The following is a 22,108-nucleotide window of genomic DNA, read 5'->3' on the forward strand; positions in this document are numbered from 1 at the left end:
CGGCGGGAACGACCCAGGGCTCGGGACTCGGGACTCGGGACTCGGGACTCGGGCGGCGATGATCCGGCGCGCGCAGTTGGCGCTGCAGCGGCAAGGACGCCAAGGGGTGGCGGTTGGCGGCGGCAGCGGTTGCGGTCGGAGTCCAGGGCGTCAGTGTCCGGGCACCGGCGGTTGGTGACCCGCCGGGGCAGTCAGCGCTCGGCGCCACAGCGGTGGAGGTCAGCGGTTGGCTCGGCGCGCGTCGCGGACCCGGCGCAGGCGGTTGACCGTGACGGGGTCGTGGGCGAGCGCGTGCGGGTCGTCCAGCAGGGCGTTCAGCAGCTGGTAGTAGCGGGTCGAGGAGAGGCCGAGCCGCTCCCGTATCGCCCGCTCCTTGGCGCCCGGCCCGGACCAGGAGCGGCGCTCCACGGCGAGCACGGCACGGTCCCGGTCGGACAGTCCCCCGCTCTCGCCCCGTGTCATGGCCCTCACCCTAGCCGCCGCGTCCGACACGGCCCTGGCCCGTCCTCTGTACGCACGGTCCCGACCGCCCCCGGGCGGGCCGCGGTCGCGGCCGACTTCCGGCGCAGCATTCCCGCCGACTTCCGCGCAGTCCTCCCGCCGCCTTCCCACACCGCGTTCCGTGCCCCTCCCGGTGGCCTCGGCCTCGCCGTCCGGGGCACCGCGTACTGCCGACGGGTCGACGTAGCCAACTCCCGCTCAGGTCCATACCTTTGACTCCTGCCGGTGACTCCCGGCGGAAACCGCCCTTCCCTCCCCCCGACCCGGCCTGCTATCCACGACGGGTGGCCGGTCCCCCGACCTGGCTTGTTCACCGCACAGAAGGAGCACCCGACCATGGCGGAGCCCGAGCAGCCCCCGACGTCCCGTACCGCGGCCGAGATCGCCACCCAGCCCGGCTGCTGGCGGCGCGCCGCCGAGGCCGCCGCCTCCGGGAAGGGGCTGCCGCGGCCGGGCGAGCGGGTCGCCGTCACCGGATGCGGCACGTCGTGGTTCATGGCGCAGGCGTACGCGGCGCTGCGCGAGGCCGCGGGGCAGGGCGAGACCGACGCGTTCGCGTCATCGGAGTTCCCCCGGCTGGCCGCCGGGCCGGGTGGCGACGGGCGGGTGTACGACCGGGTGGTCGCCATCACGCGGTCGGGAACCACCACCGAGGTGCTGGACCTGCTCGCCGAATTGCGCGACCGCCCCGCCACGACCGCCCTGACCGCCGACCCGAAGACGCCGGTGATGCAGGCGGCCGACGCCGTGGCCGTACTGGACTGGGCGGACGAGGAGTCGGTCGTCCAGACCCGGTTCGCGACCACGGCTCTGGCGTATCTGCGGGCCGGCCTGGAGGTGCACGGCCCGCTCCCCGCGGGCGTGAAGACGATCGCCGAGGCCGCCGTCGACGCCGAACTCGCCGTCACCCAGCCGCTGCCGGAGGCAGCAGTCACCGCCGAGCAGTGGACGTTCCTCGGGCGTGGCTGGACGTACGGGCTGGCACAGGAGGCCGGTTTGAAGATGCGCGAGGCGGCGGGGGCCTGGACCGAGTCCTACCCGGCGATGGAGTACCGGCACGGTCCGATCTCGATCACCGGGCCCGGGCGTGTGGCGTGGATGTTCGGCTCGCTGCCTGAGGGGCTCGCTGCCGATGTCGCACGGGTGGGCGGCACGCTGCTCGCCGAGTCGGACAGCGGGACGGGACCGCGAGCGCTGGACCCGATGGCGGACCTGATCCGGGCCCAGCGGCTGGCGGTCGCGGTGGCCGAGGCGCGGGATTTTGACCCGGACCGGCCGAGGAACCTCACGCGGAGCGTGATCCTCGCGGGGTAGGCATCCTTCCCGCGGGTCACTCATCCTCGCGGGTCAGTGCAACGGGCCGGGGTCTCGCCCGAGGCGACGGGGCAAGAGGGTCGAGGGTCTCAGAGGGCAGGGGCAGGGGCCAGGGGCAGGGCAACGGGCCGCGCGGCGGGGCTCGTTGATGACCCGGCTCGGGCAGCGCGGCCCCCTCTCACCGACGGCGACGCGAGAGGGCCGGCCCAATGCGGGCCGGCCCTCTTCCCTGCTGCGCACGTCAGGTGCGCCGGTGTCGCGGACGGCTCACACCATCCCGATACCGCCGCCGACCGCGAGACGCCGAACGCCGGGCACGAGACTCGAACGCCGAAAGCGAGACGCCGAAACGCGAGACGCCGGACGTCAGCCATTAGCCGTCAGGCGTCAGGCGTCAGGCGTCAGGCGTCAGGCGTCAGGCGTCGAACGCCGGACGTCGGCCCCGGGGCGTGAGACGTCAGACGTTGACGCCGAAGTCCTGCGCGATGCCCACCAGGCCGGACGCGTAGCCCTGGCCCACGGCACGGAACTTCCACTCCGCGCCGTTCCGGTACAGCTCGCCGAAGACCATGGCGGTCTCGGTGGCCGCGTCCTCGCTGAGGTCGTAGCGCGCGATCTCGGCGCCACCGGCCTGGTTGACGATACGGATGTACGCGTTGCGCACCTGGCCGAAGTTCTGGCTGCGGTTCTCGGCATCGTAGATGGAGACCGGGAAGACGATCTTCTCGACGTCGGCGGGCAGACCGGCCAGGTTCACATTGATGGCCTCGTCGTCGCCCGCGCCCTCACCGGTGCGGTTGTCGCCGGTGTGCACGATCGTCTGGTCCGGCGTCGACTTGTTGTTGAAGAAGATGAAGTGACCGTCGGAGACGACCTTTCCGCCCGGGTTGACCGCGATCGCGCTCGCGTCCAGGTCGAAGTCCGTGCCGGTGGTGGTCCGGACGTCCCAGCCGAGGCCGACCGTGACGGCGGTGAGGCCCGGCGCCTCCTTCGTGAGCGAGACGTTGCCGCCCTTGGACAGGCTTACAGCCATGGGGATGTCCCTTTCCTCGTCAGAATCGTGCGGGCTCCGTGCCGGTGACGAAGCTACCGTCACCCTCCACAACGCCAGGACGGCATCGCGAGGTTCCGCCTGGCTTTACTTTCTTTACGAACCTTGTGCGTCCCGGCCCGACCGGCCCTGCGCGGCAGCACCGGCCACGCCCGCCCGGCCGAGCCCGTACGGGCGTCGGAAACCCGGCGGAAAAAAGCGGATGCCATCGGCGTCCGGCGGCGGGATCATGGTGGACATGTCCGGGCCCTACGTCATCCGCGGTTCGGTCTCCCTTCCGGAGGCCGAGCTCATGTGGCGTTTCTCCCGTTCCTCCGGGCCCGGCGGCCAGCACGTCAACACCTCGGACAGCCAGGTCGAGCTGCGCTTCGACCTCGCCGGTACGCAGGCGCTGCCGCCGGTGTGGAAGGAGCGCGCACTGGAGCGCCTGGCCGGGCGCCTGGTCGACGGTGTGGTGTCGGTGCGGGCGTCCGAGCACCGCTCGCAGTGGCGCAACCGCGAGACGGCCGCGGTGCGTCTCGCCGCTCTCCTCGCCGAGGCGACGGCGCCTCCGCCGAAGCCGCGTCGCAAGACCCGCATCCCGCGGGGGATCAACGAGCGGCGGCTGCGGGAGAAGAAGCAGCGCAGCCAGACCAAGCGCGGGCGCAACGGCCGGGACTGGTAGGCAGGCGGGCGCCGGGCCGCGCTCCACCCCGCTCCGCGATGGAATCCCGTACGGCTGAACCCCCCTACGGCCGGGTCGATCGCGAATGACCCAGGACGACTCGTAAGCCCTCGAAGCTTGCAAAGCCCTCACGAACACGGAAGATCCCGAAACCCCGAAGGCCGTGCGCCGCGCCGCTAGTCCAGTCGCCGGTACCGCCCCCGGAAGTACGTGAGCGGCCCGCCCTCGGTGCTCGGCGTACGGGCCGTCAGCACCCGCGCGATCACGAGCGTGTGGTCCCCCGCCGGCACCCGCTCCTCCGTACGGCACTCCAGCACTGCGAGCGCCCCGCCCACGAGGAGTGCCCCCGCCGTCGTCCCGCGCTCGTACGCGATGTCCTCGAAGAGCAGCCGGTCGCTGATCCGGCCCTTCATGGAGAACCGGCCGGCGATGTGACGCTGGCTCTCCGACAGGACGGACACCGCCCACAGCGGCTGACGCTCCAGAAGCTCGTCCATTCGCGAGTCGTTGCGAACGCTCACCATGACGAGCGGTGGGTCAAGTGACACCGACATGAACGCGGTCGCCGTCATGCCGACGTCCTCGCCCTGCGGGCCGTCCTCGGGGTCGAACGCGGTCACGAGCACCACTCCCGCGGCGAGCCGGGACATGGCGGCGCGGAATTGGTCGTCGCTCACCCCATCAGCATGGAGGATGGTCTCGGTGCGCGGGTGCGGGGTCTTCGGCAACACGCGAAGAACGCTAGCGGCCGCGGCCGCGTGACCGCATCGGACCCTGGACCCAGCCGGGACCTAGGCCATACGGCGTACCTGCGCCTCGGGCCACGTGAGGCGTGGGCGAATTCCGGATTTGCTTTCCGGAACTACAGAAGTCCACCCCCGCCAAACCCCCAACCCCCCACCACGTACTGTGACTTGAGTCACAGCAGGCGGTAATTGTTGACCCTGTGTACCGAGTGGGCAGCTCGCTGTGATTCAGTGGCCGTGGCAATGGATGTCTGACCCTGGATTTGCTGTCAGGTCTCGGGGGGTGCGAGCGATGGAGACGGAGTCGGAGCCGTACGTCCGGCTCGCCACCCTGCGTCAATTGCATCACGTCGTGGCGGACCTCAACACCGCTCGCAGCCTCGCCGACACGCTCCAGACCGTCGCCGACGGCATCATCAACGGCCTGGGTTACGAGCTCTCCGCCGTCAACCTCGTACGGCCCGACGGACACCTCGTCGTCGCCGCCGTCGCCGGCAGCGCGGGCGCCGAGGCCCTCATGGCGGGCCGGGTGGGCAACCGCACCGCCTGGGACCGCTGGCTCTCCATGGGCGAGCACTGGGGCGCGCTGCGCTTCATCCCGCACACCGAGGGCTGGGTGCTGGACGACGACGACATCCCGCAGTGGCGCAACGACGGGCCCGAGCCGCGCTTCGCCGACGACTGGCACCCCCGAGACCGACTGCTCGCACCCATGTACTCCGCCGGTGACGAACTCCTCGGCGTGATCACGGTCGACCGGCCGCGCAACGGCCGCAGGCCCGGCCCGTGGGGCCGCGAGGCCCTGCAGATGTACGCCTTCCAGGCCGCCATCGCCATCAGCAACGCCCGGCTGCGGGCCAACATGCAGCGCGCTCTCGTACGGCTGGAGCGCGAGCAGCAGGCCCTGCGCGCCAGCGAGGAGTCGTTCCGGCAGGCCTTCGAGTACGCGCCCAGTGGCATGGCCATCGCCGAGATGGGCGGCGACCAGCACGGCCGCCTCCTGCGCGCCAACGACGCGCTCTGCCGGCTGCTCGGCCGCCCGGCCGCCGCCATGCGCCGCTACTCCTTCTCCGACCTGGTGCACCCCGAGGACATCGGCACCCTGTTGCGCACCTCCGCCGAGGGCGGCCGCGCCGAGCTGCGCCTCGCCCGCCGCGACGGCACATATGTGTGGGTGTCGCTGCGCAACTCCGTGGTCGCCGACGCCGCCGACGGGCCGCGCTTTTTGCTCACCCACGTCGAGGACATCGAGGAGCGCAAGCGGCACGAGCTGCAACTCGCGCACCGCGCCAGCCACGACTCCCTCACCGGACTGCCCAACAGCGCCGAGCTGCGCGCCCGGCTCGGCGCCCGGCTGTGCAGCCGCCCGCCGCTGCCCTCGCAGTACGGGCCGAGCAGCCAGACCTTCGATGTGGCTTCGGGCGAGTTCGGCGGTGCCGCGTACGCGCCGGCGGTGGAGGTCGAGACCGATGAACTCGGCTTCCGCTCGGACGGATTCGACTCGCCGTTCCCCGGGCGGGCGGGGCCTCCCGGGGCCCCGCTCGACCACCATGTGCACACCGTCGCGCCGCCCGAGGGCGAGGAGGACGACGGCACCAAGGGCCTCGCCGTGCTCTTCTGCGACCTCGACGGCTTCAAGTCGATCAACGACCGTTTCGGCCACCACACCGGCGACGCCGTCCTCATCGAGGTCGCCCGCCGGCTCACCAACGGCGTACGGGACGGGGACACGGTCGCCCGTCTCGGCGGTGACGAGTTCGTGGTCCTCGCCGACGGCCTCGGCCGCGCGGACGCCCAGGACCTGGCCGTCCGCCTGCGCAACGCGATCATCCCGCCGATCCGGGTGGACGGCCGCGCCGTCCGCGTCGGTGCCAGCTTCGGCATCGGCTGGGCGAGCTGCGGCATGTCGGCCGAGGAAGTCCTGCAGTCCGCGGACCAGCGGATGTACGTGGAGAAGCGCTCGCGCTCCAAGGCCCGCCGCGCGGGCTAGGGGCATCGGCGGGTGCCGCGGGCCGAGCGTGAGACGCCTCACCCTCGGCGCCTTGCGGCATGGGGATGCCCAGGCCGGGCAGGCGCCCCACAGCCGCGCACGACGGGTATCCCTCTCCGGTGCGGCAAGCAGGGAACAGCGGGCACCGCGACCCGGTACGCTCGACCGGTCGGCGATGTGCATACGGGGCTGCCGTGACCGCCGGTGAATCGATCATGAACGTTGGCCATCAGGACAGCGGACGACCTGTCGGGGGCACCCCGGCCCTGATAGGAGCTGTCCTGGCGCTCTGAGTCCAGAGCGCCGGTGGTTCGCAACCAGTTGGGGAGTGACAAGGGGATGACGGCCGGGAACAACGGGACGGGTACGCCCGACGGGACGGGCACGCCCGAGAACGACGACCCGTTCGCCTACCTGTACCGCACAGAGGGCGGTGACGGCGGCTCGCAGTCGACCGGCGCACCGACCGGCGGCTACGGCTACCCCGGACCCGCGCAGCCGGGCGTCCCCCGCACCTCGTACAACCAGGTCTCGCGGGTCGGCGAGCGGCGTTACGGGCAGGCGCAGTACGCCCCGCAGGGCCAGCAGGCGTACGGGCAGCAGACCCACGGGCAGTCGGCTTACGGCCGGCAGGCCAACCCGCACTACGCCGCCCCCGAGACGCTCCCCGGCGGGCAGGGCCGCTCCACGCCGCCTCCCGGTGACTTCGGAGGGCGGGGCGGCGGCCGCGGGCCCAACCGTGGCCTGCTCGTCGGCGCGATCGCCGTCGTCGCCGTGGTCGTCGTGGCCATCGGCGTCGCGATCATGACCAACACCGGCGGGGACTCCACCAAGGACGACGCCGGCGGCTCCGGGACCACGGCGCCCGCCGAGAGCGTCGAGCCCGGGAGCGGTAAGGGGGACAAGCCGCAGACCGACCTGCCGAACAAGGACGCGGCCGGCCTCCGTCTCGACAGCCCGGCGGCCACCGCCTCGGATGTCAAGGGCGCCAAGAGCTCCTCGGGCTCCTACGTGGGCATGAACGCACCCGGTGCGGCCGCCACCTGGAAGACCAAGGTGGAGAAGGCCGGCCAGTACCGGCTGTACGTCCGCTACGGCGTACCCGGCAAGGACGCCAACCTGACGATGTCGGTGAACGGCAAGCCCGACAGCCGACCGCTGAACATGAAGAACTTCGCCAACGCGCCCGAGGGCGACCTGGAGAAGGGGTGGGCCAACACCTGGTCCATCGTGACTCTGGACAAGGGCACCAACCGCATCCGCCTCTCCTGCGAGGCGGGCAACCAGTGCGACGTCAGCCTCGACATGGTCGCGCTCCGGCCCGAGAAGGGCACCGCGCCTGCGGGCTGGTGAGCGGGGCCGGTGACTTGAGTTCACCGGCACCCGGCACCCGGCACCCGGCACCCGCTGAACGCCTGATCCGGTGAGCCCGCTCCGCTCCCCCGCCACGTGCGCGTAACCGCGGTGGCGCACCGGCGCGGGCCCTCAGCCCCTGCCGGCGCCCCCGCCGTCCGTGCTCGCGTCCCCGCTGCCCGCGCCCGCGTCCCCGCCGACCGTGCGCAGGAAGCGGTCCACCGTGTGGGCCATGGCCTCCCGTGCGGGGGCCAGGTACTTCCGCGGGTCGACGACCCGCCCGTTGGCCTCCAGATATGCGCGGACGGTGCCGGTGAAGGCCGTGTTGAGGGCCGTACCGACGTTGATCTTGGACATGCCGGACGCGACCGCGCGGCGCAGCTCCTCGTCGGGGACGCCCGAAGAGCCGTGCAGCACCAGCGGTACGGGTACGGCGTCCCGGAGGCGGGCGATCAGCGCATGGTCCAGCGCGGCGGTGCGCTCGGTCATCGCGTGCGAACTGCCGACGGCGACGGCGAGCGCGTCCACACCCGTGGCGTCCACATACGCCGCGGCTTCCGCCGGATCGGTCCGTACGCCCGGGGCGTGGGCGTCGAGGGTCGCCCCGCCGGAGCCGGCCGTGTCGCCCTCCTTGCCGCCGACCGCACCCAGTTCGGCCTCCACCCAGATGCCGCGTTCATGGCCCCAGCGCACGGCCTCCGCCGTGGCCTTGACGTTGTCGGCATAGTCCAGCTTCGAGGCGTCGAACATGACCGAGCCGAAGCCCTCGACGTGCGCGGCATGGAGCAGCTCCACCGACTCGACGTGGTCGAGGTGGAGGGCGAGCCGGGCGGTGGACGCCCGCGCGACGGCGGCGGTGGCCGCGGCGATCGGGCCGGGGCGGCCGCCGTGGAACCTCACCGCGTTCTCGGAGATCTGCAGGACCGCGGGGAGCCCCGCGGCCTCCGCGCCCGCGGCCACTGCCTCCGCGTGCTCCAGCGTGATCACGTTGAAGGCCGCGACGGCACGGCCCTCCGCGCGGGCCCGCGCGACCAGTTCTCCTGTGCCGACCAGTGGCATGCGCCCCCCAGACGTGGGCCGTTGCGACCCGGTTGTGTCGGACGTCCGGTCCGGCCGGTCGGACGCCCCTCGCGAAACGGATCTTCCGGTCAGACCGGGACATCCGACCGGTCCAGAACCTCGACCTGCGAGAGCAGGTCCTCGTACGTCGCGGGGTCGAACTCGCCGGCCACCGGGGTCCGTACGGTCGCCGCCGACAGGGCCACGGCCCGCGCCAGGCGGTCCGGCCACGACAACCCCTCCACCAGTCCCGACAGCAGACCGGCGACGGCGGAGTCGCCCGCGCCCGTCGGGTTGCCCGCGAAGCGGCGCGGGGGCGCCGCCTGCCAGCTCCCGTCGGCGGTCGCCGCGAACATCCCGTCGGAGCCGAGCGAGGCGACGACGGCGCGGGCGCCGCGGCGGCGGGCGTCGAGCGCGGCACGTATGGGCTCGGTGGAGCCGGTGAGCCCGGCCAGTTCGTCGGTGTTGGGCTTGACGAGGTCGGGGCGTGCGGCGATGCCGCGGCGCAGGGGTTCACCGCTGGTGTCGAGAAGGACGGGCACCCCCGCCGCCTGCGCGTCGCGTACGAGCCGGGCGTACGAGCCGACGGGCACACCCGGCGGCAGACTGCCGCAGAGCGCGACGGCCGTGGCGTCGCCGAGGAGCGCGGTGTAGGTGTGCAGAAAGGTGTCCCACTCGGCACGGCCGATGGCCGGGCCGGGTTCGTTGAGCTGCGTGGTGTCCCCGGAGGCCGCGTCGACGACGCCGACGGTGCGCCGCGTGGTCCCCTCGATGGGCGTGAGCGCGTCGATGAGGCGTCCGTAGCGGGGGTGTGATGCACCGGGCGGCACGGTGCCGGTGGCGTCGCCGGGGTGGCGCTGGGGCGGGACGGACGACAGGGCCCGGCCGGTGGAGGCTTCGAAGGCCGCGGCCTCGCGAGCGGAGGCTTCGCGGACGGAGTCGGCCGAAGGGTCCATGGGCGGCTCGACGGTGGCGTCCGCCGCGAGCAACTCCCGCAGCTTCTCGCCCGTCCGGCCGCCGACGAAGCCGGTGACAACCGCGCAGTGGCCGAGCGACGCGAGGACGCGGGCCACGTTCAGGCCCTTGCCGCCGGGCCGCTCGGAGACGTCGGTGACACGGTGCGAGGCGGCGGCCCGCAGGTGCGGTACGCGATAGGTGATGTCGAGGGCCGCGTTGAGGGTGACTGTGAGGATCAACGGCTACCCCTCCCGTGTGTCGGTGGTGCCCCGTACTGTCCCGGCTCGCCGGGGCACACCCGGACCTTTGTCGCCGCGAACGCCGACCCGCCCGCGCCCGCCCGGGTGCGCCAGCGATCATGCCACCGCGGGTTCGGGCGGGCGAGACCCGTGACCGGGCCAATCGGATCCCGGATCAGGACAGTTCCGGCGAAACCACCCATTCCCCCTTGCTCATGACGCCGACCAGCCGGAAGCCCCCGTCCAGCACCACCAGGTCGGCGTCCTTGCCCGGCTCCAGCGAACCGATCCGGTCGTACGCGCCGAGCAGCCGGGCGGGGGCCGCCGAAGCAGCCTCGACGACCTGCCCGACCGGCAGCCCGTCGACCGTGACGGCCCTCCGGAACGCCGTGTCCAGCGTCAGCGTCGAGCCCGCGATCGTGCCGCCGGCCACGAGCCGGGCGACGCCGTCGGCGACGTCCACCTCCATCCCGCCGAGCCGGTAGCGGCCGTCGCCCTTGCCGGCCGCGCTCATGGCGTCCGTGATGAAGGCGACGCGGGACGCGCCCGCGCGATGGAAGGCGAGTTCGAGGACGGCGGGGTGCAGATGCACGCCGTCGTTGATCAGCTCGACGGTGACCCGCTCGTCCTCCAGCAGCGCGGCGATCGGCCCCGGTGCCCGGTGGGCGAGCGGAGGCATCGCGTTGAACAGGTGCGTGGCCACAGTGGCACCCGCGTCGACTGCCTGGAGCGTCGTCTCGTACGAGCCGTCGGTGTGGCCGACGGCCGCGATCACGCCCTGGTCGGCCAGCAGCCGCACCGACTCGAGGCCGCCCGGCAGTTCGGGCGCGAGCGTCATCATCCGCGCGGACCCGCGCGCCGCGTCGACCAGCTTCCGTACGTCCGCGGGGTCGGGGTCGCGCAGCAGCGACGGCTCGTGGGCGCCGCAGCGGTTGCGGGCGATGAACGGTCCCTCGAAGTGGATGCCCGCGAGGTCGCCCTGCTCGACGAGTTCGGAGAGGGCCGACGCCTGCTGGGCCAGAGTGTCGAGGTCGCCGGTGACGGTGGAGGCGACCATCGTCGTCGTGCCGTGCCGCCGATGGGTCGCGATCGCTGCGAGGGCCTCCTCGGCCGTCCCTCCGGAAAAGGAGGCGCCGCCTCCGCCGTGCACATGGATGTCGACGAAGCCGGGGACGATCCAGTGGTCGCGCGGCAGGTCGAGCGTGGTGACCCGCTGTCCGGCCGCGGCGTACGAGGCGGTGCCCGCGGCCGTCCCAGGGGTGTACGAAGCGGCTCCGGGGGCGGACGAGGCCGATCCGGCGGCGTACGAGGCGGCCTCGCGGGCGTCCGGTGAGCCCCCCTCCCCGGCGGGCAGCGCGGCCCCATCCCCGGCGTACGGCGCGATGGTGCGGCCGTCGACGACGACGGCGCCGCCCTCGACGACGCCCGTCGGCAGCACCACACGCGCGCCGGCGAGGACCTGGACTGCCTTGTGAGCCACCATCAGGCGGTTACCTCCGCGGAGAGAAGATCCCAGGCGAGCAGGCCCGCGCCCAGGCATCCGGCGTTGTCCCCGAGGGCCGCCGGGACGATGTGGGGGACGGTCTGAAAGGTGATCCGGTCCTCGACCGCGGCCCGGAGCGGGGAGAACAGCGTCTCCCCGGCCTCGGCCAGACCGCCGCCGATGATCAGCGTGCGCGGGTCGAGCAGGGTGAGCCCGGTGACGAGGCCGTCGGCGAGGGCGCCGATCGCCTCGTCCCAAACGGCAAGGGCCCGGGGATCCCCCGACTCGACGGCCTTCGCGCAGTCCGCGGCGTCGGCCTCCGGGTCGCCGCTCGCGGCCGCCCAGGCCCGGGCGACGGCGGAGGCGGAGGCGAGGGTCTCCAGACAGCCTGCCTGCCCGCAGCCGCAGTCCGGTCCCCCCGGGCGTACGACGATGTGGCCGATCTCGCCCGCGCAGCCGTGGGCCCCCGCCTCGATGCGGCCCTCGATCCCGATCGCGCCGGCGATGCCGGTGCCCAGCGGCAGGAAGAGGAAGCGGTCGGCGCCCCGTCCCGCGCCGAGGCGGCCCTCGGCGAGGCCGCCCGTGCGGACGTCGTGGCCGAGGGCGACGGGGACGCCGCCGAGCCGCTCGGCCAGCAAGGCGCGCAGCGGTACGTCCCGCCAGCCGAGGTTGGCCGCGTACACGGCGACACCGCCGGCCTCGTCCACGATGCCGGGGACGGCCACACCGGCCGCGGAGGGGGGCTCGCCGAACCGCACCAGTCCCTCCTGCCGCAGCTCCTCGGCGAAGGCGAGGATCGACGCGACGACGGCATCGGGCCCGCGCTCACGGCCGGTGGCCCGCCGGGCCTCGTGGAGCAGCGCGCCGTCCGCCGCCACGAGGGCGGCCTTCATGCCGGTGCCGCCCACGTCGAGGGCGATGACGTTTCTCACGGGAACAGTCTCGCGCGGGACGGGCCGAGAGGTCTAGTCCACTCGCAGGCCCTTGCCGTACGAACCTTCGCGCGCCCGGTGAACACACAGCACGCGGACATGCGGTGAGAGCGGGAGCGCGCCGGCGCGCAGCGAGGAGGGACCTGCGCGGGTGTGTCACCCGGCCCTGCTGCGGACGCGGGCCTCAGCCCCGGGCTCCTGCCGCCCCGAGGCTCGTTCTTGCGCCGCGGGCGCTGGATGGCTAGAGCCTGTCGATGTCGCCGTCAGCATCAGCATCAGCCATGGTCAGCACGCTGGTGAGGATCCTTTCCAGGTGCCGTCGACGGCCCATCCGACCAGCCGCTTGTGAGCGATCCGGAATGCGCCGAGCTCGGCAGGCAGATCACGCCAGGGCGAGTTGGAGCGGCACTTCCCCCGCGATGGCCTCCAACGTTCGGCGGTGGTCGGCCCATCGCCGTCCGCGGGCCGGATCGGCCGGCATCAGCGGCTCGATTCGACCCCAATCGCGTCAGTGATCACTCATCGGCCAGACAGACCCGATCAATTGACCAGCCCACGAAAAGACACGGCCCAGCCGCCGACAGGAGAAGCCCCCCGGATTCATCCGGGGGGAGGAGTCACCTACTGGGTTTCTGGAACAACTGAGGCGTCAGCCGTCGAGCCAGTCGCCAGCGAGGCCCGTGGGACGGTATCCCGTGGCGTTCCAGAGGAAATGCGGGTGGGCGCAGCCGAACATGTAGGCGAGCAGTGCGGTGTCTTCCCTCCCGGTTCGAGGGTCGTGCAGGGTGTGGAACTTTTCAGATCCGACTACGCCGGCATCTTGTTGGACATGAAGAGCGCGGCCCGGGGACGGTGCGGCGCTGGATGCCTCCACGGCGGCTATGTAGGTGCGGCGCAGGATCTCCCATGTGCTATCGGTGTTGCCGTACCAGGGGCCGTGCAGTGCTTCGAAGGCATGGAGCTCGGCGTCGAAGAGGGGCCATGTCTGGGGGTATTGGGCTCGGCAGCGCGCGGATAGCTCGGCGGCCCGGGTGCTCAGCGCTGGTGCGGTGGGCCGCGGGGTGATGGTGAGGGTGGTGCCGTGGGTGACGATGCCGGTGCATGCGTTGGGCTGCAGGTCGCAGAGCGGGCACGCCTGGGCCGGGGGGAGGCCCTGGGTGATGCCGTCGAACCACAGGGCGTGGCGGCCCGTGAGCCCCATCCAGACGATGGTGGTGTTCATCAGCCAGGTGTTCCACATCGGGGCATGCGCCTCGGGCATGCAGCCGTACTTGACGAGGGCAATGGCGCAGGCAGCGTAGAGGGCCTTGGTGTGGGGGGACATGTCGGCGAGCCAGAAGTTGCTGATCTCGCCGGTCAGGGCGTCGGCTCGTACGTCCACCATGTCGTCGATGACGCGGCACAGCAGCAGGGAGGCGAGGTGTTCTTCCTGCCAGAGTTCGGTGTCGGGTGAGACGTGCCAGAACAGGCAGTCCAGCATCTGCAGGTGTGCGTAGGCGCTCTGGCTGAGTGGGTTGGTCTGGGGGAGCATGACGCTGCCCGCGTGGTGCTGTTGGAGCCAGTACTCGTCGACGGATCGCTTATGGGCGGCGAAGGTTCCGGAGATCAGGGCCCGTGCGCTGTTGGTGCTGAAACTCTCGGCCAAGCGGCCTTGGACGAGTTCGGTGAGGCGCGTGGCATCGATGGTGTCGATCACGCGTTTGTATTCGTGGAAGACCAGGATGTCGTCTTCGAAGCGGTGGCGGTGGCCGAGGTCTCGTTCAAGGTCGTTCATCTGCCGGGTCCAGGACCATCCACCGGTCAGGACGCTGTCGAGTTCCCGGCGGTATGGCCAGGTCTTGACGGTGAGGGGACGACCGGCGCTCTGCCGCCAGCGGTAGTCGTCCAGCGTGCGTGCGGGGGGCGTGGGCAGCCAACGGCACAGAGGGCAGGCGCAGACGGTTGTTCGCTCCTCCTCGCGCGGCGGGGTGAGTGCCCGGCTCCTCCAGGCCCCTTCCAGCATCATGCAGGTCAGTCGGCAGACCTCAATATCGGTGCCGACGTCTGGGAAGGCTGCTTCGATCGTGCGCAGGCCGGTGTCGAGGTGCCTCAACCTGGCGTAGCCCTCCTCGTCGGGCGGGAGGAACGCGCGCGGCGCCAGCTGGAGGGCTCCCTCCACATGCAGCGTGGTGCTGGAGTGGGGGGATCCGAGTGCGTCCAGCCGCTGCTGAGCGGCGTTCTGGCACCCTCGGTGCTGCTCCGTGCTCCCCTTGATGCGTTTCGCCAAGAGGCGGGCCAGAGTGCTCCCTGCCTCCGCGGGCTGGAGCTGGGCGCTTGGCTGCGCCGGGATCAAACGTCCGGCGGACGCTGTCGGAACAGCACCTGCGACTCGAAACTTCACACGGTTCCCTTCAAGCTGTGGTCCTGGCAACGGAATCGATATCGCCGCCTCAGGAGAACCAGTTCGTCAGGACGACCATGTCGTCGGCCGAGGCGTGTGGGCCGCTGCGGGCGGCGGCCTGCGGCAGACCATGACGTGTAGTCCTCCAACCCCGGCCCGGCTGCGGACCAGGCCCATGTCTCAGAACCAGCACAGATGGTGCTCCTGGGCGTGCTCCAGATGTCTGCTGACAGGGGTGTCGAAGGGGAGGTCGAACGTGACGTTCTGAGGCATGCGCTTCCTTCCGGGGGACGGACCGCAGAAGTCCCCCGGCCCTGCGAACGGGGCCCGTAGAGACCACCCGCGCACTCGAACTCGGCGCCGCAGAAAGGAAGTTGAACGAACCTATCTCGGTTCGCCCATGCGCCGCAGGGAGTCGGACTTTCCCGCTCCAGACCTCGCGCGCCTGTGCGCCGAGCGCAGCTTGCGGGTGGCTCCGGGCGCAGCCTGCGGGTGGCTCCGGGCCGGCCCCGTGAGGGCGAAGGAGCTGCTCGAAAGGCCCGGGCGAGTGCCCCCCGGCTCATCGAACACGCCGGCCGGGACCCCGTCTCGCGGGGAGGGACCTGCGCGGGCGCGAAAGGAGGGACCTGCGCGGGCGCGAAAGGGGGGCCTGCGCGGGCGCGAAGGGAAGGTCGCGCCCGCGCAGTGGCCGGGCGGCGGAAAACCGATCGCGCCGCGACCGTACGGCCCGTTAGGGTCCCGCCCCGTGGAGATCCTGACCTTCCCGGAAGCGGCCACGCCGGCCGCCTTGCGCGCCCAGGTCCTCGAACTGCAGGAGGAGGCCTGGCCGTCCCAGAGCGGGCAGCCGCTCTCCCCGGACCGGCTCAGCCACGATCCGGCACTGAACCCGCGCTCGATGCTGCTCGTCGACCGCGAGGGCAAGGGCGAAGGCAAGGGCGAAGGCAAGGGCGAGGGCGACGGTGAGAACCAGGGCACGGTGCTCGCCGCGCTCGACATCCTCTCGAAGGAGATCGTCCACGCCGGCCGGCGCTATGCGGCCGCCGGGCTGAGCACGGTCGTGACCCGCAACGCCGCACGCGGGCAGGGCCATGGCCGCCGGCTCGTGATCGCGGCCCGCGAGGAGATGGCCGGCGGGACGGTGGATGTGGGCCTGTTCACCTGCGACCGTCCGCTCCAGGCGTTCTACGAGGGCGCAGGCTGGCGGGTCCTCCCCGGCACGGTCCTCATCGGCGGGACGCCGGAAGCCCCTTTCCCCAGTGACCGCCCGGGGTTCGACAAGGTGACCATGGCCTGCTTCTTCTCGGAGGAGAGCCGCCGCCGGGAGGCGTCCTTCCACGATGCCCGCATCGCCCTTCACCCCGGCGGGATCGACAGACTCTGGTGACGGCCGCCCCTCCCCGTCCCGTTCAGGACGTCGCCCCGCACACGTCGTACGGACACGGCGCCCGAGCCATACGACGTGCACGCGCGCCGGACGGACCGGCCGGGCCCGCGGCGTTAGCGTCGATGCATGATCCTGGAACCGCTCACGCTGTCCGACGACGGGACGCACGGACCCCACGGCCTGCCCGCGCCCCTGCTCGACGAGCTGACCGCGCTCTACCGCTCCGACCCCGTCTTCCAGCGCATCAGCGGCGACTTCCCCGACCCGGAGGACATCCGCCCCGATCAGGTCGCCGCGAGCATTCGGGAGGAGTTGGAGCACCCTGCCGCCGAGGTGCTGCTCGCCCGTGAGGGCCACCGGCTGCTGGGCGTCGCCATCACCCTCGCCGAACACCCCGACCCCGACGACCCGGACCCCTGGATCGGCCTGCTGATGGTGCACGGCCAGGAGCAACGGACCGGCTACGGGCGGGAGTTGGCCCATCTGGTGGAGGAGCGGCTGCGGGCCGACGGTCACGAGGGGCTCCGTCTGGCCGTGCTGGAGAACAACCCGAGAGCCCTCGCGTTCTGGACGACGCTTGGGTACGAGGTCATCGACCACCGGGAGGACCGGCGGATGCACCGCCCGTGCGCGGTACTGCGCAAGGACCTGCGCGGCGGCGCGGACAGGCCGGGCGGAGCGGGTGGTTCGGCCGGCGCAGGTGGTTCGGCCGGGGCAGACGGTTCGGCCGACTTCGGCCGGCGGGGCGGCAAGGGCGGTTCGGCCGGCGGCAGCGGCCGTGACGGCTCCACGGGGGTACGCCGCTGAACAGCTTCCCGGGCGCACGGCGCTGAACGGTGGGTGACACCATCGAGCCGTGATCGACCTCGGCTATTCGCTCTCGCCCCGCTTCCCCGACCCTCCGCAGACGGACTACCGGAGTGCGGACGTACGCGCCCTGCGGCACGACCTTTTCTGCGGCGACGTGTATCTCGCCGACACGGAGAAGGACCGGGAGCTGTCCACAGCCTGGGGATGGGTGCCCGTGCTCGACTTCGCCTGGGCCGTGTGCGACATCGTGGAGCGGCTGGACCGCGACCCTCGGGGCAGCCGGTCTCACACGTCGCAGTACGCGGAACTGGACTTCACCGAGTCCGCGGACCGCATGGTCTTCGAGCGCCGGTTCGGCTGGGTCGACATCACGGCCGACTGGCAGCCCGCCGACGAGCCGCCGCTCGTGTTCAACCACGCGGCGTTGCGCCGTGAGGCCCGCGACTTTCTCCAGGATCTGGTCGCGGACCTCACGGACATGCACGACGCCCTTGCGCACAATCCCGTCATCTGGGACCTGCAAGCGCGTTTCCCCCGGGTCTGATGCGGCATACGGTCAGGCCCGTCGCAGACGCGCAGCCACTCCGTGACCGATCGCCAGGTACATCACGGCAGGCAGACCGTAATTGAGAAGGACGCGCAGTCCCTCCGTGTCCATGGTGAAAATGTCCTGCGACCATCCGGCGAGGAAATTCGCCATGCCATGCACGAAATCGACGAAAACATTCGCCTGGTTGGCTTCCAGGAGATACAGGGCGATCCACAGGCCCAGGAATCCTGCGGCGATGTCCGCGATCGTGTGGATGATGAGAGCCGCCCGGTTTGTTCCGGTGCCGGGCGGATTGCCGCGGTACGGCTCGCTCCCGCGGTAGGGGTCATTGACGGGTAGGGGTTCACGGCTGTTGTCCATGCCCCCGTTGATAGCCGAAGCCGACGACGGGAAACCCCTACCGGAGCTTGCGATTCGATATCAGTCGCCGGGGCCCGCGACCCGTACACCGATCTGCGCGGCGAATGCCGGCGCCAATTCCAGAAGTTGGGTCGGACTGATGACGGCTCCGGCCAATCGGTCAACGCCACGAGCAATGTCCAGTTCGACCACCTCCCGCAGATCCACGCCTTTCATCCGCGCATTACTGAAATCGACCTGCCGCACCGTGCAGTCGCGGAACACGACCCGCTCCATTTGCGCTCCGGCGAAATCGGCCTCGACCAGTACGCACCCCTCGAAAACCACGTCCTTGAGCGTTGCCGCACGCAGGTTGAGATAGTCGATCTTGCCGCCGCGCACCACCACCCGCTCCATGACGGAACCGTGCATCTGCACGCCGCCCAGCCGGGCGTCGATGAGCGTCACGTCACGGAGGACGGCGCCCACCAGGTCGGTGCCGATCCCGCGCATCTCCTCCAACTCGGTGTCGATGAAGCGCGCGCCGGTCAGACGCGTCTCGTCGAGGCCGCAGCGCCGCAGCGCGCAGTCCAGGAAGCGGGCGTCCCGTCCGTCCTGCCCGGCGAGGTCGAGGTCCGCGAAGAGCAGGCCCTCGTAGTCCCCCTCGCCCTTGAGCTCGCCCTCGTCGAACGGCTGCAGCTCCATATGCCTCTCCCGCTGTCCGGTCTGCGTTGTACCCGCCCCCATCGTGCAGGCACCCACTGACAACGGCTCCCACCAGGGCGTACGGAGTTCACTGCTGACCTCGAGCGAGCTTGAGGTCGGAGAGCGGCGGCAGGAGCCGGCCACGGGGCGGGACCACGGCGGTCCCACGCGCCCAACTGCCCCGACCGACCCGGGAGTCCGCCATGCACGCGATCCGCCAGTACGCCTTCGACCCGGCGAGAACCTGCTGTCCCCTGAGGCCACGGCACAGGGCACCGCACCGGTATGTCCCGCTTCCGGGTCGCCGGGCGGGACCGGCCGCCCGGGACAGACCGGCTCGCTACGCACCCAGCCGGGACAGGGCGTCACCGGTGAGGCGGTAGCCGGTCCACTCGTCCAGGGGCCGGGCGCCCAGCGAGAGGTAGAAGTCGATCGACGGCGTGTTCCAGTCGAGCACGGACCAGTCCAGACGGCCGTAGCCGCGCTCGGTGCAGATCCGGGCCAGCTCGGCCAGGAGTGCCTTGCCGTGGCCGCGGCCGCGGGCCTCGGGGCGGACGTAGAGGTCCTCGAGGTGGATGCCGTGGGCGCCGGTCCAGGTCGAGAAGTTGAGGAACCAGAGGGCGAAGCCCTCGGTACGGCCGTCCGTCTCCGCGATATGGGCGAACGCCGCGGGCCGGTCGCAGAAGAGCGCACGCCGGATGTGCTCCTCGGTGGCCTCCACCTCGTGCTCCGCCTTCTCGTAGGCGGCGAGCTCGCGGATCATGGCGACGATGGCGGGGACGTCCCCGGGTATGGCGGTGCGGATCATCCGCCCAGGCTACGACCGCCCCCGGCCCCGCCGCACCGGCGCAGATCACACCCGTACGGGACGGGCGCGGCGTGGGCACGGTCACGACTGTCGGAAGCGGGACGGGTCAGCGCCTCGGTATCGACTGTCGGAAGGGGGCGGGTCAGCGCCCGTCGCCGCCCGCGCCGTGGAGCCAGGCCACCTTCGCGTACAGGTCCTCCTGCGACAGCGCCGCCAGCATCGCGTTCCGCCGCACCGCCTCCGCACCGGCCGCGTGGTACAGCAGCGTCCCCATGTCCCTCGACACGAGCTGGGCGCGGGCGGTGCGGTCCCGGCGGCCCTCCGCGTACGTCTCCAATGTCCGCGGCACCTCGTCCTCGCCGCCTTCGCGCAGCAACTCGCCCAGGAACACGGCGTCCTCCAGCGCCATGCACGCGCCCTGGGCGGCGTACTGCAGCATGGGGTGCGCGGCGTCGCCCAGCAGGGCGACACGGCCGTCGGTCCAGCGGTCGACCGGGTCACGGTCGCAGAGGACCCATCGCCGCCAGTCCTCGCCCAGCTCCAGCAGCTGCCGCGCGGTGGCGCCGAGGCCGGGGAACTCCCCCAGCACATGGGCGCGTTCGGCGGGGTCCCCGGTCACCACCTCGCGGGCGCCGTCGTCCCGTACGGCCGCGAGGTTGAGGTAGGAGCCGTGCCCGATCGGGTAGTGGACGAAGTGCCAGAGAGGCCCGGCCCACAACGTGACCGTGTTCCAACGGAGTTGGCCGGGCACCCGTTCCATCGGGATGACGGACCGGTAGATGGTGTGGCCCGAGACGTGCGGCTCCCCGTCCCCCACGAGCTGCCGGCGCACGGCCGACCGGATCCCGTCGGCACCGATCAGCGCCGCCCCGGCGACGCGTTCCCCCGTGCCGAGGACCACCCACACACCGGCGTCGTCCTGCTCGTACGACGCGACCGGGCTGTCGGCGCGCAGCACGATCCCGGGTGCGGCACGGCAGGCCGCCAGCAGCGGCTCGTAGAGGTCGTTGCGGTGGACGACGACATACGGATTGCCGAACCGCTCGCGGTATCCGCCGGTGAGCCGCATGCTCGCGACGCGCTCCCCCGTCGTCCCGTCCATGAACCGCAACTCGTCGATGTGGACGGCCCGGTCGCGTACGGCATCGCCCACGCCGAGGTGGTCGAGGGCGCGGAAGGCGTTGGGCGCGAGCTGGATCCCGGCACCGAATTCGGCGAAGGCCTCATGGCGCTCCAGTACGGTCGCCCGGTGCCCGCTCCGGGCGACGCCGATCGCGGTCGCGAGCCCGCCGATGCCGCCTCCGGCGATGAGGATGTCCACGCTCTCCTCCTCCCTTCGCCCCGTCGTGCCCGAGGGCCGTTTCCCGTCAGGGAACCGGCTCAACTCCCGGCCGCGGCCAGCTCCTCGGCCGCCTCGTCGAGATCCTTCGCGGTGTCGATCGCACGCCAGTAGGCGCCCTGCGGGAGGGGGAACCCGGCGAGGCGGCGCTCACGCGCGAGACGCGGGAAGGTCGTCCGCTCGTGATCGCCGCGTTCGGGGAGCTGCTCGGTGAAGGCGGCGGCGAAGACATAGATGCCCGCGTTGATGAGGTACGGCGACGGCGGGGCCTCGATGAAGTCCACGACCTGACCGAACTCGTTGGTCTCCACGGCCCCCCACGGCATCCGCGGCCGGGACAGCGCCAGCGTCGCCAACGCGTCGCGCTCCTCGTGGAAGGCGGCCATCTCGCGCAAGGAGAAGCGGGTCCAGATGTCGCCGTTCATGGCGTACCAGGGGCGGTCGGGCTCGGGGAGGGAGGCGGCCGCGTGCTTGAGGCCGCCGCCGCGGCCGAGCGGCTCCTCCTCGACCACGGTCGTCACCCGCAGCGGGAGCCGGCCGGCCCTGGAGGCGAGCCAGTCCTGGAGGACCCGGGCGAGATGCCCGCAGGAGACGACGGCGTCCGTGACACCCTCGGCGGCCATCCAGGCCAGTTGGTGGCCGATGATCGGAGTCCCGGTCCCGGGAATCTCGACCATCGGCTTGGGACGGTCGTCGGTGTACGGACGCAGCCGCGCCCCCTGGCCACCGGCCAGGACCACGGCCTGTGTCGGAGTGGGGTGGCCGTCGCCACGGCCCGCTCGCTGCTCTTCTGTCACGCTTTGCACCTTATGCGCAGAGGCGGCGCGCAGACATACGGAGAAGCGATACGCGGAGGACCGGGCACGGCGGGCCTGCGGAGAAAGCCGCAGCGGGCCCGGGCGACGGGCCCCCGGCTCAGCTCGCGTCCTGGGCCACGCCGTACGCGAACGCGGTGTCGCACACCGGGCGGGAGAAGCTCTGCGCCTTGCGGGGGCCGTACTTCGACACGGCCGCACGCCCGAGCGCGCGGGCGATCGACGCACAGTGCCGGGCCAGCGAGGGACGGGCCTCGGTCGCCTCCTGGAGACCGGTGAGCGCGGCGCCCGGATCCTTCTCCTGGAGCTCCGCGAGCAGCCGGTCCCGCAGGAGGTCCTGCGGTGCGCGGGACATCGCGCGGGTGGAGGCCTTCTCCGCGGACGCGGTGAGCACCTGGGTGTCGGCGTCGGGCGCCGACCACGGGACGCGGGCGACCGCGAGCGTCCCCGACAGCACGAGAACGACGGGGAGGACAAGTGCGAGGGTTCTGCCGATTCGGCGGGCTGCATGGTTCACGCGGCGATCGTAGCGAGAGGTAGTGATTTGGCGACATTTAGTCACCCTGTCGAGCTACGGATCCCCGAGCAGCCCGCTCGGCATGTTGACGTACAGAACCGAAACGTCGGAAGTGCCCGGGATGTGCCGCGGCGCCGCACACCACTCGGAGCGGTGTGCGGCGCCGCGTACA

21 protein-coding genes and 1 pseudogene are annotated in these 22,108 nt (G+C 71.9%); 7 read left to right on the forward strand and 15 right to left on the reverse strand.

Translation table 11 applies throughout. The annotated features are described in order from the left end of the window. Positions 1-219: 219 nt before the first annotated feature. Complete coding sequence (locus ACGFNH_RS19265; RefSeq protein ID WP_393655166.1) at positions 220-462, reverse strand: DUF3263 domain-containing protein; 243 nt, start codon at positions 460-462, stop codon at positions 220-222. A 375-nt stretch (positions 463-837) separates the two neighbouring features. Here ACGFNH_RS19265 and ACGFNH_RS19270 point away from each other — a divergent pair, with 375 nt between their 5' ends. Then, positions 838-1,815 carry an SIS domain-containing protein gene (locus ACGFNH_RS19270; protein WP_393655168.1) on the forward strand — a complete coding sequence of 326 codons (978 nt, stop codon included), beginning with the start codon at positions 838-840 and terminating at the stop codon, positions 1,813-1,815. Between the two features lie 457 nt (positions 1,816-2,272). Here the strand turns inward: ACGFNH_RS19270 and ACGFNH_RS19275 are convergent, their stop codons facing one another. Further along, entirely contained in the window at positions 2,273-2,848 is a 576-nt protein-coding gene (locus ACGFNH_RS19275; RefSeq protein WP_393655170.1) for a TerD family protein, read from the reverse strand. Between the two features lie 256 nt (positions 2,849-3,104). On the opposite strand from ACGFNH_RS19275, the gene arfB reads away from it, so the two are divergent. Continuing rightward, complete coding sequence (arfB, locus tag ACGFNH_RS19280; RefSeq protein ID WP_393655172.1) at positions 3,105-3,530, forward strand: alternative ribosome rescue aminoacyl-tRNA hydrolase ArfB; 426 nt, start codon at positions 3,105-3,107, stop codon at positions 3,528-3,530. Positions 3,531-3,706: 176 nt separating this feature from the next. On the opposite strand, the gene ACGFNH_RS19285 is transcribed toward arfB, so the two are convergent. After that, entirely contained in the window at positions 3,707-4,207 is a 501-nt protein-coding gene (locus ACGFNH_RS19285) for a flavin reductase family protein (RefSeq protein WP_393655174.1), read from the reverse strand. 361 nt (positions 4,208-4,568) lie between these two features. On the opposite strand from ACGFNH_RS19285, the gene cdgB reads away from it, so the two are divergent. Next, positions 4,569-6,266, forward strand: coding sequence for a diguanylate cyclase CdgB (gene cdgB / locus ACGFNH_RS19290; protein WP_393655175.1), 1,698 nt, complete (start codon positions 4,569-4,571; stop codon positions 6,264-6,266). A 339-nt stretch (positions 6,267-6,605) separates the two neighbouring features. Further along, a complete protein-coding gene (locus ACGFNH_RS19295) occupies positions 6,606-7,619 on the forward strand; it encodes a carbohydrate-binding protein (protein WP_393655177.1) in 1,014 nt (337 codons plus the stop codon). 132 nt (positions 7,620-7,751) lie between these two features. On the opposite strand, the gene ACGFNH_RS19300 is transcribed toward ACGFNH_RS19295, so the two are convergent. The 6 genes and pseudogenes from ACGFNH_RS19300 to ACGFNH_RS19325 all read right to left on the reverse strand — a co-directional run bounded on the left by ACGFNH_RS19300 (position 7,752) and on the right by ACGFNH_RS19325 (position 14,555). Then, positions 7,752-8,678 carry a ketose-bisphosphate aldolase gene (locus ACGFNH_RS19300; protein ID WP_393655179.1) on the reverse strand — a complete coding sequence of 309 codons (927 nt, stop codon included), beginning with the start codon at positions 8,676-8,678 and terminating at the stop codon, positions 7,752-7,754. Between the two features lie 89 nt (positions 8,679-8,767). Further along, positions 8,768-9,874 (reverse strand): 1-phosphofructokinase family hexose kinase, encoded by a 1,107-nt coding sequence (locus ACGFNH_RS19305; protein WP_393655181.1) that lies wholly within the window; start codon positions 9,872-9,874, stop codon positions 8,768-8,770. 175 nt (positions 9,875-10,049) lie between these two features. Beyond that, positions 10,050-11,357, reverse strand: coding sequence for an N-acetylglucosamine-6-phosphate deacetylase (gene nagA, locus ACGFNH_RS19310; protein ID WP_393655183.1), 1,308 nt, complete (start codon positions 11,355-11,357; stop codon positions 10,050-10,052). Further along, complete coding sequence (locus ACGFNH_RS19315; RefSeq protein WP_393655185.1) at positions 11,357-12,289, reverse strand: ROK family protein; 933 nt, start codon at positions 12,287-12,289, stop codon at positions 11,357-11,359. Before ACGFNH_RS19315 ends, nagA begins: the two co-directional genes overlap by 1 nt. A gap of 271 nt (positions 12,290-12,560) precedes the next feature. After that, positions 12,561-12,770, reverse strand: a pseudogene (locus ACGFNH_RS19320) (transposase); the annotation flags it as partial. 168 nt (positions 12,771-12,938) lie between these two features. Continuing rightward, on the reverse strand, positions 12,939-14,555 hold the full coding sequence (locus ACGFNH_RS19325; RefSeq protein WP_393655187.1) for a hypothetical protein: 1,617 nt from the start codon (positions 14,553-14,555) through the stop codon (positions 12,939-12,941). 859 nt (positions 14,556-15,414) lie between these two features. On the opposite strand from ACGFNH_RS19325, the gene ACGFNH_RS19330 reads away from it, so the two are divergent. The 3 genes from ACGFNH_RS19330 to ACGFNH_RS19340 all read left to right on the forward strand — a co-directional run bounded on the left by ACGFNH_RS19330 (position 15,415) and on the right by ACGFNH_RS19340 (position 17,407). After that, entirely contained in the window at positions 15,415-16,053 is a 639-nt protein-coding gene (locus tag ACGFNH_RS19330) for a GNAT family N-acetyltransferase (protein ID WP_393655188.1), read from the forward strand. Positions 16,054-16,179: 126 nt separating this feature from the next. Continuing rightward, positions 16,180-16,860, forward strand: a complete 681-nt coding sequence (locus ACGFNH_RS19335) for a GNAT family N-acetyltransferase (protein WP_393655190.1) — start codon at positions 16,180-16,182, stop codon at positions 16,858-16,860. A 49-nt stretch (positions 16,861-16,909) separates the two neighbouring features. Beyond that, a complete protein-coding gene (locus ACGFNH_RS19340) occupies positions 16,910-17,407 on the forward strand; it encodes a hypothetical protein (protein WP_393655192.1) in 498 nt (165 codons plus the stop codon). A gap of 12 nt (positions 17,408-17,419) precedes the next feature. Here the strand turns inward: ACGFNH_RS19340 and ACGFNH_RS19345 are convergent, their stop codons facing one another. The 6 genes from ACGFNH_RS19345 to ACGFNH_RS19370 all read right to left on the reverse strand — a co-directional run bounded on the left by ACGFNH_RS19345 (position 17,420) and on the right by ACGFNH_RS19370 (position 21,936). Then, complete coding sequence (locus ACGFNH_RS19345; RefSeq protein ID WP_393655194.1) at positions 17,420-17,773, reverse strand: hypothetical protein; 354 nt, start codon at positions 17,771-17,773, stop codon at positions 17,420-17,422. Between the two features lie 60 nt (positions 17,774-17,833). Beyond that, on the reverse strand, positions 17,834-18,457 hold the full coding sequence (locus tag ACGFNH_RS19350) for a pentapeptide repeat-containing protein (protein WP_393655196.1): 624 nt from the start codon (positions 18,455-18,457) through the stop codon (positions 17,834-17,836). Positions 18,458-18,797: 340 nt separating this feature from the next. After that, complete coding sequence (locus tag ACGFNH_RS19355) at positions 18,798-19,265, reverse strand: GNAT family N-acetyltransferase (protein ID WP_393655198.1); 468 nt, start codon at positions 19,263-19,265, stop codon at positions 18,798-18,800. A 142-nt stretch (positions 19,266-19,407) separates the two neighbouring features. Beyond that, positions 19,408-20,586, reverse strand: coding sequence for a 3-hydroxybenzoate 6-monooxygenase (locus ACGFNH_RS19360; RefSeq protein WP_393655200.1), 1,179 nt, complete (start codon positions 20,584-20,586; stop codon positions 19,408-19,410). Positions 20,587-20,645: 59 nt separating this feature from the next. Next, positions 20,646-21,401, reverse strand: coding sequence for an NDP-sugar synthase (locus tag ACGFNH_RS19365; protein ID WP_393655202.1), 756 nt, complete (start codon positions 21,399-21,401; stop codon positions 20,646-20,648). Between the two features lie 118 nt (positions 21,402-21,519). Further along, positions 21,520-21,936 (reverse strand): hypothetical protein, encoded by a 417-nt coding sequence (locus ACGFNH_RS19370; protein ID WP_393655204.1) that lies wholly within the window; start codon positions 21,934-21,936, stop codon positions 21,520-21,522. Positions 21,937-22,108: the final 172 nt, after the last annotated feature.

Origin of the sequence: Streptomyces sp. NPDC048639 (assembly GCF_043199075.1) — a bacterium.
Lineage (GTDB): Bacteria > Actinomycetota > Actinomycetes > Streptomycetales > Streptomycetaceae > Streptomyces.